The sequence below is a fragment of the Denitratimonas tolerans genome, from assembly GCF_037203605.1.
In the GTDB taxonomy this organism is placed as follows: Bacteria; Pseudomonadota; Gammaproteobacteria; order Xanthomonadales; family Xanthomonadaceae; genus Denitratimonas; species Denitratimonas tolerans.
Genome location: NZ_JBBDHC010000011.1, coordinates 14,818 through 30,942 on the forward strand (window position 1 = coordinate 14,818; position 16,125 = coordinate 30,942).

Annotated in this window: 12 protein-coding genes; 6 read left to right on the forward strand and 6 right to left on the reverse strand. The window is 65.6% G+C overall.

Features of this window, described 5'->3' with window-relative positions; translation table 11 throughout:
- Nucleotides 1-11: 11 nt before the first annotated feature.
- The 3 genes from coxB to tyrS all read right to left on the reverse strand — a co-directional run bounded on the left by coxB (nt 12) and on the right by tyrS (nt 3,590).
- Nucleotides 12-920: a cytochrome c oxidase subunit II gene (coxB, locus tag WB794_RS08550; RefSeq protein WP_415926671.1), complete on the reverse strand. Its 909-nt coding sequence runs from the start codon at nt 918-920 to the stop codon at nt 12-14.
- A 319-nt stretch (nt 921-1,239) separates the two neighbouring features.
- On the reverse strand, nt 1,240-2,097 hold the full coding sequence (locus tag WB794_RS08555; protein ID WP_337335436.1) for a YbaY family lipoprotein: 858 nt from the start codon (nt 2,095-2,097) through the stop codon (nt 1,240-1,242).
- A gap of 278 nt (nt 2,098-2,375) precedes the next feature.
- Nucleotides 2,376-3,590, reverse strand: coding sequence for a tyrosine--tRNA ligase (tyrS, locus tag WB794_RS08560; RefSeq protein ID WP_337335437.1), 1,215 nt, complete (start codon nt 3,588-3,590; stop codon nt 2,376-2,378).
- Between the two features lie 254 nt (nt 3,591-3,844).
- On the opposite strand from tyrS, the gene WB794_RS08565 reads away from it, so the two are divergent.
- Together WB794_RS08565 and WB794_RS08570 are read left to right on the forward strand one after the other, a co-directional pair.
- Nucleotides 3,845-5,209 (forward strand): M23 family metallopeptidase, encoded by a 1,365-nt coding sequence (locus WB794_RS08565; RefSeq protein ID WP_337335438.1) that lies wholly within the window; start codon nt 3,845-3,847, stop codon nt 5,207-5,209.
- On the forward strand, nt 5,196-6,329 hold the full coding sequence (locus WB794_RS08570; RefSeq protein WP_337335439.1) for an anhydro-N-acetylmuramic acid kinase: 1,134 nt from the start codon (nt 5,196-5,198) through the stop codon (nt 6,327-6,329). The genes WB794_RS08565 and WB794_RS08570 overlap by 14 nt, the downstream gene beginning before the upstream one ends.
- A 187-nt stretch (nt 6,330-6,516) precedes the next feature.
- On the opposite strand, the gene WB794_RS08575 is transcribed toward WB794_RS08570, so the two are convergent.
- The 3 genes from WB794_RS08575 to WB794_RS08585 all read right to left on the reverse strand — a co-directional run bounded on the left by WB794_RS08575 (nt 6,517) and on the right by WB794_RS08585 (nt 9,004).
- Nucleotides 6,517-6,771 (reverse strand): hypothetical protein, encoded by a 255-nt coding sequence (locus WB794_RS08575; RefSeq protein ID WP_337335440.1) that lies wholly within the window; start codon nt 6,769-6,771, stop codon nt 6,517-6,519.
- A 131-nt stretch (nt 6,772-6,902) separates the two neighbouring features.
- On the reverse strand, nt 6,903-8,204 hold the full coding sequence (locus WB794_RS08580; protein ID WP_337335441.1) for an AmpG family muropeptide MFS transporter: 1,302 nt from the start codon (nt 8,202-8,204) through the stop codon (nt 6,903-6,905).
- A complete protein-coding gene (locus tag WB794_RS08585; RefSeq protein ID WP_337335442.1) occupies nt 8,201-9,004 on the reverse strand; it encodes an exodeoxyribonuclease III in 804 nt (267 codons plus the stop codon). The genes WB794_RS08580 and WB794_RS08585 overlap by 4 nt, the downstream gene beginning before the upstream one ends.
- Nucleotides 9,005-9,220: 216 nt before the next feature.
- On the opposite strand from WB794_RS08585, the gene WB794_RS08590 reads away from it, so the two are divergent.
- The 4 genes from WB794_RS08590 (at nt 9,221) to cas1 (ending at nt 16,118) form a co-directional block, all read left to right on the forward strand.
- Nucleotides 9,221-11,119: an N-acetylmuramoyl-L-alanine amidase gene (locus tag WB794_RS08590; RefSeq protein ID WP_337335443.1), complete on the forward strand. Its 1,899-nt coding sequence runs from the start codon at nt 9,221-9,223 to the stop codon at nt 11,117-11,119.
- Between the two features lie 187 nt (nt 11,120-11,306).
- Complete coding sequence (locus WB794_RS08595; RefSeq protein WP_337335444.1) at nt 11,307-11,504, forward strand: hypothetical protein; 198 nt, start codon at nt 11,307-11,309, stop codon at nt 11,502-11,504.
- Nucleotides 11,505-11,875: 371 nt separating this feature from the next.
- Entirely contained in the window at nt 11,876-15,244 is a 3,369-nt protein-coding gene (gene cas9, locus WB794_RS08600; protein WP_337335445.1) for a type II CRISPR RNA-guided endonuclease Cas9, read from the forward strand.
- Nucleotides 15,201-16,118: a type II CRISPR-associated endonuclease Cas1 gene (gene cas1 / locus WB794_RS08605; protein WP_337335446.1), complete on the forward strand. Its 918-nt coding sequence runs from the start codon at nt 15,201-15,203 to the stop codon at nt 16,116-16,118. The genes cas9 and cas1 overlap by 44 nt, the downstream gene beginning before the upstream one ends.
- The last annotated feature ends 7 nt before the right edge of the window (nt 16,119-16,125 follow it).

The window sequence follows — 16,125 nt, forward strand, 5'->3', positions numbered from 1 at the left end:
GCGACGGGCAATCAGCCCTGGGTGGGAACGACGGGCGCGGATTCGTCGACCTGCGCGGTGCGCTCGGCCTCTTGCCCGTAGGTCGATCCCGGCTGCGCGCTGAGCCAACCCTCGAATTCGGCGCGCGGCACCGCGCGCACCACGATCGGCATGAAGCCGTGGTCCTTGCCACACAGCTCGGCACACTGGCCGCGATAGGTGCCCGGCGTGTCGATCCGGGTCCACTGCTCGTTGACCATGCCGGGAATGGCGTCCTGCTTCCACCCGAACGCCGGCACCCACCAGGAGTGGATCACGTCGTCTGCGGTGAGCACGAAGCGGATCTTGGTATCGGTCGGCAGCACCAACGGGTTGTCGACGTTGAGCAGATAGCTCTTGAACTCGCCGTCCGTCACCCCGCTCGGATCCACGCCCGAGCCCAAACGGCGCGCGGCGTTGCTCTGCGCATCCAGGCGGCTGGCGAAGCTGACGCCGGTCTGCTCGCCGCGGTAGTTGAGGATTTCGTACTTCCACATCCACTGGTAGCCGGTGACCTTGACCGTCATCTCCGACTCGCTGGCGTCGTACATCTTGTACAGCGTCTTGGTCGACGGCCAGCAGATCAGGACCAGGATCACGACCGGAATGGCGGTCCAGATGACCTCGGCCTTGGCGTTGTGGCTGAAGGTGGCCGGCACTGCACCCTTGGACTTGCGGAATGCGAACATCGCATAGCCCATCGCGCCAAAGACCAGCAGGCCGATGATGGTGCAGATCCACAGGATGAGGTTGTGGAGCCAGTAGACCTCGCGCGACACCTCGGTCACGCCCGGCCCCATGTTGAGCTGCCAGGGCTGGGGATCGGCACCCAGCGCCACGCCCGCCGCGAGAAGTGCCGTCAACCCGAAACCGATGCGTAGCATGCGCGCTGCCTTGGTCATTGTCTTACCTCGGGGACGAGCCCCTGCCTTGAACCCCATGCGTCCACGCTGCATTCCTGCCTGCAGCGTCTCCCTAGTGTGTTTCGCGTGGCTGCCGGCAGCCAGTCCCGTACCCGGTCTGAACCCTGCGCGAACGTTGCGAATTGTCCGATCATAGCGATTGCGCGCAAGCCGGGGCAACACGGACCGTGCCGCAGGTCACGTCGGACCCCGTGAAAATCCCCGGATTGCGCGATGTCGGCGCGGCGCGGCGAGTGGGAGCGCGCGACCGTTGCGCGCCCCGATCCGTCCTGCAGACGACGTCGCGCCGTGCTGCGGCTCAGCGCCTGGCAGCCGCCTGACCGTACAGCGATTCGGCGCGCGCGCTCAGGCGCGCGACGTCGGCTTCGTCGGCCTCGCTGGAACCTTTCTCGTTGAGAATCAGGTCGCCGGCTTCGTTCCATCCCACCAGCGTCGTGACCCCTTTCTGGACGCGCTCGACGACCCAGGGCTTGCCGCCCTTGTAGGCATAGCGGAACTGCGCCGATCCGGCATCGCCGTAGTCGACCTGCTCGCGCGCCATGCGGATCTGCCCGCTGTCCTCGACGAAGGCGTCCCAGCCCACCGCGATATCGTCCTCCAGGCGCTCGCCCTGGATGCGGCGCAGCGCGCCGATGCCGGCGACGAGCTTCTCGAACTCGCCCTTGGCCACCTCTGCCGGCGGCACATCGGCGGCCGGCTGGCCGCCGCGCACCAGCGACACGGCGAGCTCGCCCTTGGGCGCGCCCTGGGTCAGCACCGGAATCGGGCGATCGGTGCCGTAGAGGACCAGGGTTTCCGCCTGCAGCATCACCTGGAGGCCATAGTGGTGCGAGGCGTCGATCTTTGCCGGATCGTAGCCAAGCGCGACCTTGAGCGGCAGCGCCGCCGAGGCGGGCTGGGTCGATTCGGCCACGACCACCGGAAGGTTGGCCGCGTCGGTGACATCCACCAGGCGCATGATCAGCGACAGGCCCGGCGGCAGCGTTGCGAGCTGGTCGATGCTCACCTTGGCCGTGATGGCCGGACCGGTAACCGCGGGCGCGGCCGCCGCAGGGGCCTGCGTCGAGGACACCGCGGCCGGGGCATTGGACTGGTTGTTGCAGGCGACGAGCGCCAAGGCTGCGGCAACGGTCAGCGGAAGAACGATGAACTTCATGGGATCACTCGTGGATGGATGTGAACGAGGAAGGCAGGCACGTGGGCCGGCGAAGGTACACGCACTGTCGCTGTCGACGGCGGCCCGGAAACGCGCTGCGCCGAGCATCGCTGCGCCGGCATTCCCGACGCATCAGCCTGCCGGATTCCAGCCGCTGGGGCGCGGCAGGCCGATTAGCTTAGAGCAAAACCGGCGAAGGCGTCATGCGGCCCCGATCCAGGTGCCCGGCAGCGGGCCGTGAGGGAACGCGCCGCGCGAAGCCGGTGCCGGGACACGCCTCAACCGGCTGCCGCCAGGCGCACGCGCGCGAAGCTGCGCTTGCCGATCTGCAGCACGCCCTCGAAGCCGGGGGCAAACACCCGTGCCGCATCCTCCAGCACCGCGCCATCCACGCGCACGGCGTGCTCCTTGAGCTTGCGGCCGGCCTCGGAGTTGCTGGCGGCCAAACCCGCCAGCACCAGCAGCGGCGCGATCCGCAGTCCCTCGGCCGGCACGGCGAGCTCGTTGAGCGGCAGGGCCGAGACATCGCCCTCGCCGCGCACCGCGGCGTTCCATCCGGCCACGGCCTGCGCGGCGGCGCTGGCACCGTGAAAGCGCGCCGCCAGTTCCTGCGCCAGGCGCAGTTTCAGGTCGCGCGGGTTGAGCTGGCCGGCCTGGATGTCGGCCTTCAGGCGCTGCGCTTCGGCGATGGATATCTCGAAGCTCAAAAGGTCGATCCAGCGCCACATCAACGCGTCGTCGATCCTCATGGTCTTGGTGACGATGTCGATGGCCGGTTCGGCGATGCCGACGTAGTTGCCCAGCGACTTGCTCATCTTCTGGACGCCATCGAGCCCTTCCAGCAGCGGCATGGTCAGCACGACCTGCGGCGGCTGGCCGTGATGCTCCTGCAGGCCGCGGCCCATCAGTAGGTTGAACTTCTGGTCGGTGCCGCCCAGCTCCACATCGGCCTTCAGCGCCACCGAGTCGTAGCCCTGGACCAGCGGATAGAGGAACTCGTGGATCGCGATGGGCTGCTGCGCCGCATAGCGCTTGGCGAAGTCGTCGCGCTCCAGCATCCGCGCCACGGTGTGCTGGCCGGCCAGGCGGATCATGTCGGCCGCGCTCATGGCACCGAACCATTCGGAGTTGAACCGCACCTCGGTGTGCTCGCGGTCGAGCACCTTGAACACCTGCTCGGCGTAGGTTTCGGCGTTGGCCAGCACATCCTCGCGCGAGAGCGGCTTGCGCGTGACGTTCTTGCCGCTGGGGTCGCCGATCATCCCGGTGAAGTCCCCGATCAGGAAGATCACCCGATGCCCCAGGTCCTGGAACTGGCGCATCTTGTTGAGCAGCACGGTGTGGCCCAGATGCAGGTCGGGCGCGGTCGGGTCGAAGCCGGCCTTGACCCGCAACGGGCGACCGGCGCGCAGCCGCGCCTCCAGCTCCTCGCGCTTGAGAATCTCGTCGGCACCGCGGCCGATCGTGTCCAGGGCTTCCTGCAGTACCGTCACTGGCGTATGCCTCGCGTTGCATCGAACTTGGAATGGCGGCGCGCGCCACCGAGCGGGCCAGCTTAGAGGATCGCGACGCCTCGCGGTGGCGCGCCACGGGGTGGCACGCGCGCCGCCGGAGGGCAATGTTAATGATCCGTTAAAGTCGTTCAGGAAAAAAGTCTGCGCGAACAAGGGTTTGACGAACAGTCTTCCCGCTCGTTATCGTTTTGCCCGGTTTCAACGCACCGCGCGCTCGCGCCGGGGACACACGCATGCAGGAACACGCGGAACAGCACCGGCACGGCGCGGAAGCAAAAACGAAGGCTGCCGGCACGCGCCCGCACGAGCGCTGGCTCTTGGCCAGCACGGTGGCCGCCACCGTTTCGCTCATCGCCGCCATCGGCCCCGGCTTCGCCAGCGCCACCGTCGATGACCACCTGATCCAGCGCTGGGTGCAGCCGCTTCCGCTGCCCGAACCCATGGTCGAGACCGAGGCCGGCGCGCACGGCGAGGACGCCGCCGCACAGGGCACCCAGGTCGCCGAGTGGCGCACCGTGGAAGTGAAGCCCGGCCAGACGATGGGGGCGGTCTTCGCCTCGCTGTCGCTGCCCTCTTCCCTGCTGCACCGCCTGCTGGAACGCCCCGGCCTGCGCGAACCGCTGACCCGCGTGCGCGCCGGCGCGCGCTTCGATTTCCTGATCGGATCCGACGGCAGCCTGCGCGGCCTGCGCTTCGAGCGCGACGAGGCGCGCATCGCCACGGTGACGATCGACGGCGACGCGATCCACGAGGAAATCGCCCAGCGCGACATCCAGCACCGGGTGAACATGGCCAGCGGCGTGATCGAAGGCTCGCTGGTCGCTGCGGCGGGCAAGTCCGGGATCGGCTACGGCACCGTGCTGGAAATGGCCAAGGTGTTCGGTTACGACATCGACTTCACCCAGGATCTGCGCGTCGGCGACACCTTCAACGTGGTGTACGAGGAGGTCTATCGCGACGGCGAGCGCCTGCGCAGCGGCGACATCCTTGCCGCCAGCTTCATCAACCAGGGCAAGCCCTACCACGCCTTCCGCTACACCTTCGCCGATGGCCGCACCGAATACTTCGACCTCGAAGGCCGGCCGATGAAGAAGAGCTTCCTGCGCATCCCGGTCGAGTTCACCCGCATCAGTTCGCAGTTCACCACCGCGCGCAGGCACCCGGTGCTGGGCACGATGCGCGCCCACAAGGGCGTGGACTACGCCGCGCGCACCGGCACCCCGATCATGGCTGCCGGCGAAGGCCGGATCAGCTTTGCCGGCTGGCAGAACGGCTATGGGCGCACGGTGATCGTCGACCACGGCCGCGGCTACACCACGCTGTACGGCCACATGTCCCGGCTGGGCGGGTATGCCAAGGGCGCGCGGGTGCGCCAGGGCGACACCATCGGCTACGTCGGTGCCAGCGGCCTGGCCACCGGCCCGCACCTGCACTACGAGTTCCGCATCAACGGTGCCCACCGCGATCCGCTCAAGGTGACCCTGCCCAAGCCCGAGCCGCTGCCGGCCTCCGAGCTGGGGCGCTTCCAGGAGCAAACCCGCCCGCTGCTTGCCAGGCTCGACCTGCTCGGCGGCAAGCGGCACTATGCCGCGCGCTGAGGATCCCGGCCTCGGCGAGGCGCTTTATCTCGGCCTGATGTCCGGCACCAGTGTGGATGGCGTCGATGCCGCGCTGGTGCGTTTCTCCCAGGACGACACGCCCGCGCTGGCGGCGGCGCGCACCTTCGCGTGGGAACCGGGGCTGCGCGAGGAAATCCTGGCGCTGTCGCAGGCGGCGGTGACGGTCGAACCGGACCGGCTGGCGCGGCTCGACCACCGCATCGGTGCCGCCTTCGCGCGCGCCGCCGGCCGGCTGCTGGACGAGGCCGGCGTGCGCGCCGCGCAGGTTGCCGCCATCGGCTCGCACGGCCAGACCCTGCGCCATGCGCCTTCGGGCGATGCGCCTTTCACCTGGCAGCTGGGCGATCCCAGCCTCATCGTCGAGCGCACCGGTATCACCACGGTCGCCGATTTCCGGCGCCGCGACGTGGCTGCCGGCGGCCAGGGCGCGCCGCTGATGCCGGCCGTGCACCGCGCCCTGTTCGCCGATCCGGGGGAAGACCGCGCGGTGCTGAACCTGGGCGGCATCGCCAACCTCACGCTGCTGCCCGCCAATGGCGACGTGCGCGGCTTCGACAGCGGTCCGGCCAACGGCCTGATGGACGCCTGGATCCTTGAACAACGCGGTGTGCCCTGCGATCTCGACGGCGCGTTCGGCGCGTGCGGGCAGGTCGATGCGCGGCTCCTGTCCGAGCTGCTTGCCGATCCCTGGTTTGCGCTGGCCCCGCCCAAGAGCACCGGCCGCGACCGGTTCCACCTCCGCTGGCTGCGCGCGCACCTGGGCGAGCGGACGCTCGCCGCCGAGGACGTGCAGGCGACGCTGCTGGAGCTGACCGCGCGCAGCGTCGCGGAGGCGCTGTTGCGCACCCAGCCGCGCACGCGACGGCTACTGGCCTGCGGCGGCGGGGTGCACAACGGCGCGCTGATGCGACGCATCGCTGCGCTGGTGCCCGACGCCGAGCTTTCCAGCACCGCGACACTGGGTGTCGATCCGGATTTCGTCGAGGCCATCGGCTTTGCGTGGCTGGCGCGGCAGACGCTGCGCGGACTGCCCGGAAACCTGCCCTCGGCCACCGGCGCGCGCGGCGCGCGCGTGCTGGGCGCGATCCATCCGGCCTGAGGAGAGGCAGCGGCGGCCACGTAGGGCCTACGGTGGCGGCGCGCCCGGGGTTCGTAGGTCGGGGCTACGCCCCCGACGGGGTGTTCGACGCCCGGCAGCTGTTCGAAGCCCGGCAGCGTCGGCCACGTAGGGCCGACCTACGGTAGTGGTGCGCCGCTCCCACGGAACGATCGGGCGCGGCGCAGGCTCAGTAAGGCGTGTCGTCGGGCAGCTGCTGCATGGCTCGCATGGCTTCGGCCAGCGCCCGCGATTCTTCGTCTTCGAAGGCTCCAGCCAGGCGCGCGATGTCGCCGGGCTCGGGCACTTCCGGCTGCTCCATCCCCAGCGCTTCCTTGATCAGGCGCAGGATCACGTCATTGATCGGCCAGCCGCGTTCACGCGCGATGCGCTTGATGCGATCGGCGACCTGCGGTTCGATGTCACGGACGAGAAAGTCGGGCATGTGTGATCGTTAGTGCGGCCGGAATCACGACGCGACCCCCTGTTGCGAAACGCACGCGGCGCAACCGGGAACATAGCACGACCGCGAGCGGCTGCGCAGTCGGCTGTAGCAAAGGTTTGCCTTCCGTTCGATCAGTGCCCCGGCGGGTTGGCCTGCGGCACGCGCGGGCGCAGCCAGAAAAACAGCAGCAGCGCCGGAATCGCCAGCGCCGCGGTCAGCACGAAATAGCCCGCGTAGCCTGCGCCCAGCTCCACGATGCGGCCGGAGAAGAATCCGAGCACCTTGCCCGGCAGCATGATGAGCGAAGAGAACAGCGCATACTGGGTCGCGGTGTAGCGCGTGTTCACCAGCGCCGACATGTAGGCCACCGCCACGGTGCCGAGAAACCCCTGCGCCAGGTTCTCGCCGGAGATGACCAGCGTCAGCAATGCGATATCGCCGCCCGCGCCGATCAGGATCAGGTACAGGAGGTTGCTGGCCGCGCCCAGCGCGATCGCGACCAGCAGCGGCCACGACACGCCCCAGCGCGCCACCGCGAGGCCACCGAGGAAGGTGCCGGCGATGCCGACCCAGATGCCGTAGACCTTGGTCACCGCCGCGATCTGGGTCTTGCTGAAGCCCTGGTCGAGGTAGAACGGCCCGATGATGCCGCCGACCAGCGCCTGGTCGGAGATCTTCATGCCGAGGATGAACAGCAGGATCGCCAGCGCGCCCCTGCCGCCGAAGCGGCGAAAGAAATCCGCGAACGGCTCCACCACGCCCTCGCGCATCGCCGCCATCCAGCCCTGCGCGCGCGTGCGCAGCACCTGCGGCTCCGGCGCGCGCAGGCACGCCGCGATCGGGACCAGCATCAGCAGCGCCATCGCGCGATACACCATCGGCCAGGCCACATGATCGGCCAGCACCAGCGCCAGTGCGCCGCTGGCGATCAGCGCGATGCGGTAGCCCAGCGAGTAGGTCGCCACCAGCGCGCCCTGCGCCTCGATCGGCGCGATCTCGACGCGGTAGGCATCCACGACGATATCCAGCGTCGCGCCCAGAAAGGCCACCGCCACGGTCATGCCGACGAACAGCGACAGCCGCTCCGGGGTGATTTCCGCCATCGCCAGCAGGCCGATGCCAATGGCTCCCATCGCCAGCAGCAGCCAGCCGCGCCGCTGCCCGAGGCGACCGAGCAGCGGCAGCCGCCAGCGATCCACCAGCGGTGCCCACAGGAACTTGAACGAATACGCCAGCCCGGCGCTGGCGATCATCGTGATCTCGCGCAGCTCGATGCCGCCTTCGCGCAGCCAGTACGCCAGGGTGACGCCGACCAGCAGGAAGGGCAGCCCCGAGGCGAAGCCGAAGAAGAACATCGTCCACGCCGAGGGCGTGGCGAATGCGGCCAGCGCCGTGCGCCAGCCGGAGGCGGGCTGCGCTGCCGCCTCGCTCATCGGGTGTAATCCACCAGGTAAGGCGCATGATCGGAAAAGCGCGGCTCGCGCCAGACCTCGCAGGCGCGCAGGCGCTCGCGCAGGCCGGGCGTGGCGAGCTGGTAGTCGATGCGCCAGCCGACATTGTTGGCGTGCGCCGCGCCGCGGTTGGACCACCAGGTGTATTCGTCCGTGGCGTCGGGCTTCAACGCGCGGAAAGTGTCGATCCAGCCGGCTTCGGGCTGCGGCGAGCCGTCGCCGCAGGCGTCGGCGATCATGCCGTTGAGCCAGGCGCGTTCGGGCGGAAGGCAGCCGGAGTTCTTCTGGTTGGAGGTCCAGTTCCTGATGTCGCTGCGCGCCCGCACGATGTTCCAGTCGCCGCACAGCACGTAGTCGCGACCGCTCGCCAGCCATTGATCCAGGATCGGCTGGAGCCAGTCCATCACCTCGAACTTGAAACCCTGGCGCGCCTCGCCCGAGGAACCGGAGGGAATGTAGAACGACACCACGCTCAGGTTTCCGAAGCGCGCCTCGATGTAGCGCCCTTCGTCATCGAACGGTGCCCAGCCCAGCGACGTGCGGATCTCGTCCGGTTCGCGCCGGCTGTAGATCGCCACGCCGCTGTAGCCCTTCTTGGTGATCGCGTCGCGGAATGCGACGTGGTAGCCGGCCGGGCGGAACGCGGCGTCAGCCAGCTGGTGTTCCTGCGCCTTGGTTTCCTGCATGCACAGAACGTCCACGTCCTGCGCGGCAAACCAGGGGAAGAACCCCTTGCTTGCCGCCGAGCGCACGCCGTTGGCGTTGAAAGTCATGATCCGCATCGAAGTTCCCGCCTCCACACGCCGGGCCGGAGGATGATAGCCGCTCGCGGCCGGCCGGCCGTTCCGGTGCCGGCACGCGGGCGCGGCGGCAGCCCATACCGCACGGCATGGTGCAGCGCGACACGCGCCTTGAACATTGGAGTGGTAATGTGCGCCCGGCGCGCGCCGGGGGGCCGCGCGCCTTGCTGTCAACTTCCATTCGATGGGGAAAATTCGATGATCCGTACTCGCTTGCTCGCAAGCCTGGCGCTTGCGCTTGGCTTCTCCTCGCTGGCCCTTGCGGCCGGACCCGGCGCGGATGCGCCATTCGCCTCGCCGGGATCCGCCGCCGAAGAAGCCGCGCTCGCGTCCCGCCTGGCGTCGGAAGAAGTGCAGCTTCGCGCCATCCGCGCCGAACTGCCCGCCCTGTTCGCCGAGGCCTACGCCAGCTACCCGCAGATTCCTGCCGGCACGCTGGAAGCCATCGCCTACTCGCAGAGCCGCTGGATGCCGCTGGCCAAGGGCGGTGAAAACGACGGCCACCACCACATGCCCACCGCGCACGGCGTCATGGGCCTGTATGCCGGTGAAGGCTTCACCAACCAGATCAAGCAGGCCCAGGCCCTGCTCGGGGTTTCCGCCCACGCCATTGCCACCGACAGCCGCTGGAACATCCTCGCCGCCGCCGCGCTGCTGGCGCGCGAGATCGACGCCGACGGGCTTTCCAAGCGCGGCAGCGCAGCGGATCCCGAGGCGATCGCGCCCGCGCTGGCGCGCTACGCCGGCCTGTCGCCGATGAAGGAAAGGAAGAGCGCGATCGACGAATACGCGCGCCAGAGCTTTGCCTTCGACGTGCTGTTGGCGATGGACCGCGGCATCAACGACAAGGGCATGGTGGTGCCCGAGCGCGCCGTCGAGTGGGAAAAGGCGTTCCCGATGGATGCGCTGGTCAAGCTGCGCGCACCGTTCGTGCGCCTCGACGCGACCCGCGACAGCATCGACGTCGGCGGCTATGCCATCGATCCGATCAGCGAAACCCTGGTGCGCACCGACGGCAGCGCCGCTGCCAAGAGCACCGACTACGGCCCGGCGATCTGGAACGCGGCCTACTCGGGCAACTACACGGCGTCGCGTTCGCAGGCGATCAGCGCGGTCACCATCCACACCACGCAGGGCAGCTACTCCGGCGCGATTTCCTGGTTCAAGAACGCCTCCGCCAAGGTCAGCGCGCACTACGTGATCCGCAGCTCCGACGGCCAGGTCACCCAGATGGTGCGCGATGCGCACACCGCCTGGCACGTGGGCAGCCAGAACGGCTACACCCTGGGCATCGAGCACGAGGGCTACGTCAGCAACAGCTCCTGGTACACCACCGCCATGTACAACGCCTCGGCCGCGCTGGTGCGCCACATGTGCGCCAAGTACAGCGCGATCAGCTGCGCCAGCGCCTACAAGGGCGCCGCGAGCAGCGGCATCAACGTGCTCGCGACCTCGGTGAAGGTGAAGGGCCACCAGCACTACGCCGGCCAGACCCACACCGACCCGGGCATCTACTGGAACTGGGGCAGCTACTACAACCGGCTCAACCCGCCGCCGCCGGCGACCACCAAGGTGATCGACTCCTTCGAAGCGAGCGTTGGCCACTTCACCCACTCGCCCACCTACTCGGGCAGCACGACCGGCATCTCGTCCACATCGACCGCGCTGCGCGACTGCAGCTTGCGCAAGAACGGCACCTGCTCGCTGCAGGTGAAGCTGGTGGACAACTCCGCAAGCTCGGCCAACTGGGCGGTGCGCCTGCTGTCCGGCGGCGGCACGCCCTCGGCCAACACCACGCTGACGCGCAGCAACGGCAGGGTCGGCTTCTGGGTCTACACCGGCGGCACCGGCATGTCGGCGGCGCTGGGCGTGGATGACAGCGACGGCACCGAGATGTCCATCCAGCGCTCGATCCCGGCCAACACCTGGACCTATCTGGAGTGGAGCCTGACCGACGCCGCCCAGTGGAATCCCTGGGTCGGCGGCAACGGTGCCATCACCGCCAGCAGCGTCACCCTCGACGCGGTCTGGCTGTTCCGCGCCCAGACCGCCTACAACGTCTACGTCTACATCGACGACGTGCAGATCAAGAACTGATCCGCATCCGCTTCGGGAAAGGCCGCGCCGCACCGTCGGCGCGGCCTTTTTCTTGCGTCAGACAGGGCAGCTTCGCTAATTATCGGCAATAAGGGCACATCGGACCCGCCATTGTTGGAGCCACGCCATACACACCGTTCCCGCGTCCCGCGCCCTGGGAAACCTCGCCCGCACGCCCGCTTCGGACATGAAAAAGCTCAGCCGGCGCAGCGTGATGGAAGCCGTGCGGCGTGAAGGCGCGGCGGTGGTGACCAACCATCATCCCCCTCAGCTGCCGGAGCTTGCCCGGCTGCAGGCCAGCGACAACAGCATCACCGCCGTTCTCGGCCAGCCGATGCCCAATCCCCGCCTGCTGCTGCCAATGGAGCGCAGCCGGATCACCTAGCCAAACGACATCGAAACCCTACGCAGCATCCCGGATTGGGCCAAGCCGATCATGGAAGCGGCGCTGTCGATGCAGCGTTGAGAGCTTGATTGCAGCGCGCGTGAACTGAGCCACGCGCTTCCTGCGAGACCGTGGCGTGGCCGCCTCGGTTGCTTTGCTCGTCCTTGCCCAGACGGTTGAATCCACCGCCTTCCAGGCGATGACCATGGGCATCGTCGTTTGCGCATGAATTCGAGAGCGCATACGAAAAACCCGCCCAAGTTGCCTTGAGCGGGTTTGGATTCGACCGTACTCTTGCGAGCACGTCTTATTGTAGCAACGGCTCTCACCCCGGAAAGCTACAGTGTGTAAATCTACTACAGGGAGTAGCCATGACACAAGCCGTCAACCGCGCGCCGAGTGCGCCCGACAACCACATCCTCGGTTTGGACATTGGCATCGCCTCTGTTGGATGGTGCGTGCTCGGCAAGAACCGAATCATTGACCTTGGCGTGCGCGCCTTCGACAAGGCCGAGACTCCTGACAAGGGCGAGTCGCTCAACAAAACCCGACGCGATGCGCGGCTGCTGCGACGCCGCCTGCATCGTCGCGCATGGCGCCTCACGAAGCTGGCACGACTCCTGAAGCGCGAAGGTCTGATCGACCACATCGCCGTGCTCAAGCGCCCCCCAAGCAAAGGGTTCAAGACACCCAACCTGTGGCGATTGCGCGTGGAAGCCCTCGACCGCCCGTTATCCGGTGAAGAATGGGCGCGGGTCCTGTACCACCTGTGCAAGCATCGCGGCTTTCACTGGTACAGCAAGGCCGAACAGGCCAAAGGCGAAAGCGAATCCGGCGCAAGTGGTGGCAGCGTCAAGCAGGGCTTGTCGCAGAACGCCGCGAGGATGAAGGACAAGAACTATCGCACCGCTGCCGAGATGGTGTTGGCGGAATTCCCCGACGCACAGCGCAACAAGCAGCGCCACTACGACAAGGCGCTGTCCCGCGTGTTGCTCGATGAGGAGCTCGGAAAACTGTTTGTCGCCCAGCGTGAACACGGCAATCCATTCGCGCATGCGGAACTTGAACACCACATTCGCGGACCGGGCGACCAGCGTAACGGCTTGTTCTGGAAGCAGGAACCCGCACTAACCGGATCAAGACTGCTGAACATGCTGGGGCACTGCACTTTCGAGACGCAGGAGTACCGCGCGCCCAAGGCCAGCTTCAGCGCCGAACGCCATGTCTGGCTCACGCGCCTGGTCAATCTGCGGATCGTCGTTGACGGCATTGCGCGGCCTCTGAATGATGAGGAGCGCCAGTTCGCCCTGTTGTTACCCTATCGACAGTCTCGGTCCGCCACGAAGTTCAGTTACGCCGATCTGCGCAAGAAACTGACCGGGGAATTCCCCCGCCTCGAGGGCTTCCGGTTCCTGGGGCTGCCGGGCGCAAGGAGAAAGAAGAGCGGCGAAGTCAGTGATCCGGAAAGTGAGGCGCTGATCCGTATCCCTGCATGGCAGGAGTTGCGCAAGACCCTGGAAGATGCCGGCCTGACAACCGAATGGAAGCAACTGGCATCCGACGCACTTGAAGGCAGATCCGAGATACTTGACGGCATCACCTGCGTGCTGAGCGTCTACAAGGACGACGATGAAGCGCGCGCAGAGCTGACAAAGCTGAATTTGCCGCACTCTGAGAAGATGATCGAAGTCCTGCTGTCGATCAGATTCGACAAGTTCAGCAACCTGTCGCTGAAGGCACTGCGCCGGATCATCCCGCTGATGGAACAAGGTCTACGCTACGACGAAGCGGTAGCGCAAATTCCTGAATACGGCCATCACAGCCAGATAGTACGGTCGCCCAAAAAATCACACTACCTCCCATCGTTCTATGAATACGGATCAGGAAGCGCCAAGCTCAAGGACGACCCGAGTCTGCCCCGCAACCCGGTCGTGCTTCGCGCACTGAATCAGGCTCGCAAAGTGGTAAATGCGATCATCGCGGAATACGGTTCGCCCGCAGAAGTTCATGTCGAGATGGCCCGGGATCTGTCACGCCCGCTCGATGAGCGGCGCGACATCGAGAGGCAGCAGCAGGAGTATCGCGATCGAAACGACGCGGCACGCCTGAGGTTCACGGAACTGTTCCAGAGAATCCCCAACGGCCGGGACTTCGAGAAGTGGCTCCTCTATGGCGAGCAGCAGGGAAAGTGCGCCTACTGTCTCAGCCCACTGGCAAACGGCAGCGACGCATCTTCCATATTCACCGACAACCGCACGCAAGTCGATCATGTGCTGCCGTATTCCCGGAGTTTCGACGACAGCAGGAACAACAAGGTCCTGGTGCATACAAAATGCAATCAGGAGAAAGGCAACAGAACCCCGTATGAGCTTCTGGATGGGCAAAGCGACAGCGCGCAGTGGCACAACTTCGTGGCATGGGTGGGGGGCAATAAAAGCTATCGCCTCGCCAAGCGCAATCGACTGCTGCGCAAAAATTATGGGCGCGAAGAAGCCCAAGGCTTCAAGGATCGCAATCTCAACGACACCCGCTATATCTGCAAGTTCTTCAAGCAGTACGTCGAGGACAACCTGGCCTTGTCCAGCGAGAGCAAGCGTTGCGTCGTTCTAAGTGGCCAACTGACAGCCCTGCTTCGCAGACGTTGGGGCTTGACCAAATCCCGCGACTCCAGCGACCGCCATCACGCGCTTGACGCCGCCGTGGTCGCCGCGTGCAGCCATGCGATGGTCAAACGCATGTCCGACTATGCGCGACGCAAGGAGTTGGAGCACATCGAACAGGGCTTCGTGGATGTGGAAACCGGCGAAGTGGTGGATGTCAATGCGCTGCGCCGACTGGAGGCGCATTTTCCACGCCCTTGGGATGGCTTCGAGGATGAGCTTTGCCTGCGTATCGGGATTGACCGCAGCACTGGCCGGGCTCTGGAAGACACGTCGGTCGAAACGCTCCATGAGGGTTTGCGTCGGTTCCGCGACACGGACAACCAGCCACGCTATTTGGACGAGGTGCTGAATCACGTTCGCCCACTGTTCGTTTCACGGGCCCCGAAGCGTCGAAAAGGTGGGGCATTACACGAGGCAATGATCCGATCAATAAAGAACGCCGGAGTCGAGCAGAGCTATATAAAAACCCCATTATCGAAACTGACGATTTCTAAGCTTGAAAAAATCGTGGGCGCGCACGACGGTCGCAATGAGAAGCTCATTGCCTTGCTTCGCGAACGGCTCGAGAGACACGGGGATGATGGCAGCAAAGCGTTTAAGGAGCCCGTCTACAAACCTTCATCGAACCCCGAAAAGGCACCACTTGTGCGCACCGTGAAGGTGCTTGATACGCAGAAGAGTGGCGTGAAAATTCGTGGCGGTGTTGCGGAACTTGGGGAAATGACTCACGTAGACGTCTACGCCATGCATGATAGCTATTACATCCGGCCTGCCTATCTCAGCAATGAAGAAGACCACATCCAACAAAACGTCATTCCAAATGGTGCAGAGTTTATTTTCTCATTGACCAAGAACAATCTGGTATCCATCGACATAGGAAATCATGTCTATCAAGGCTACTTCGTCATGTACGAAAGCGATGGCCGTATGACGTTGCGTGGACACGACCAGCCACAGCCCGACAAGATGTACTTTAGAAAGATGGTTTCAAGGGCAAAAGCAATCAACAAGCATCATGTTGACGTACTCGGCAATGTTTATCCGCCACTGCCAAGGCAACATCGTGGGCTGGCGTAGCGTTATCATCAGCAAACCCGCGAAGCTGTCGGTGAAGAACCGACAGCTGCTGCTGCAGCAAGATGAAGGAAATCTCGCCGCCTTGCCATTGGAGGATTTGAGTACGGTTGTTCTGGATACGCCGCAGGTGCTGCTGACCGGCGCGGTGCTGTCGGAGCTAGCGACGCATGGCGTGGCGCTTGTCTGTTGCGATGCCGAACACCACCCGAACGGCGCGCTGCTGCCCTTCCTTGCGCACAGCCGCACCCTGAATGTCATGCAAAAACAGTTGGCGCTTTCCGTGCCGCAGAAGAAGCGCGTCTGGCAGACGATAGTGCGGCAGAAACTGCGCAATCAAAGCTCATGCCTCGAGCGCTACCGTCCGGGCAAGGGAAAGCACCTTGCAAACCTTGCGACAAAGGTGCGTTCCGGCGACCCGGACAACAGGGAAGCCAGCGCCGCGCAGTACTATTTTTCCGAGTTGTTTGGAGCTGGATTCACGCGCACCCGGCAAGGGTGGTACAATTCGGCACTGAACTATGGCTACGCCATCTTGCGCGCTGCCATAGCGCGCGGGCTGGTGGCGCATGGTTTTCTTCCGCCGTTCGGCTTGCAGCACAAGAGCCAGCTCAACAGCTTCAATCTGGCAGACGATCTGATTGAAGTGCTGCGCCCGGTTGTGGATAACTGGGTCGTTGCACAGGCCGACAGGGAGTCGCCCCAGTTGCTAAAGGCAGACAAAGCCGGCCTGGTGCAACTGCTGTATGCCGATGTGGCCATGCGGCGGGGGAACATGAACGTACTGTCCGCCATTGAATACATGGTGGAAGGATTGGGGCGCTACTGCGATTCTGCCAGTCTGGAGGAGCTGGATTGGCCGACCTTGCTGGAGTGAATCGGAT

What these genes read in the sequence shown, in the direction of transcription:
- coxB (WP_415926671.1), bottom strand. Translation starts at nt 920, where the DNA reads ATGACCAAGGCAGCGCGCATGCTACGCATCGGTTTCGGGTTGACGGCA.
- WB794_RS08555 (WP_337335436.1), bottom strand. Translation starts at nt 2,097, where the DNA reads ATGAAGTTCATCGTTCTTCCGCTGACCGTTGCCGCAGCCTTGGCGCTC.
- WB794_RS08565 (WP_337335438.1), top strand. Translation starts at nt 3,845, where the DNA reads ATGCAGGAACACGCGGAACAGCACCGGCACGGCGCGGAAGCAAAAACG.
- WB794_RS08570 (WP_337335439.1), top strand. Translation starts at nt 5,196, where the DNA reads ATGCCGCGCGCTGAGGATCCCGGCCTCGGCGAGGCGCTTTATCTCGGC.
- WB794_RS08575 (WP_337335440.1), bottom strand. Translation starts at nt 6,771, where the DNA reads ATGCCCGACTTTCTCGTCCGTGACATCGAACCGCAGGTCGCCGATCGC.
- WB794_RS08580 (WP_337335441.1), bottom strand. Translation starts at nt 8,204, where the DNA reads ATGAGCGAGGCGGCAGCGCAGCCCGCCTCCGGCTGGCGCACGGCGCTG.
- WB794_RS08585 (WP_337335442.1), bottom strand. Translation starts at nt 9,004, where the DNA reads ATGCGGATCATGACTTTCAACGCCAACGGCGTGCGCTCGGCGGCAAGC.
- WB794_RS08590 (WP_337335443.1), top strand. Translation starts at nt 9,221, where the DNA reads ATGATCCGTACTCGCTTGCTCGCAAGCCTGGCGCTTGCGCTTGGCTTC.
- WB794_RS08595 (WP_337335444.1), top strand. Translation starts at nt 11,307, where the DNA reads ATGAAAAAGCTCAGCCGGCGCAGCGTGATGGAAGCCGTGCGGCGTGAA.
- cas9 (WP_337335445.1), top strand. Translation starts at nt 11,876, where the DNA reads ATGACACAAGCCGTCAACCGCGCGCCGAGTGCGCCCGACAACCACATC.
- cas1 (WP_337335446.1), top strand. Translation starts at nt 15,201, where the DNA reads ATGTTTATCCGCCACTGCCAAGGCAACATCGTGGGCTGGCGTAGCGTT.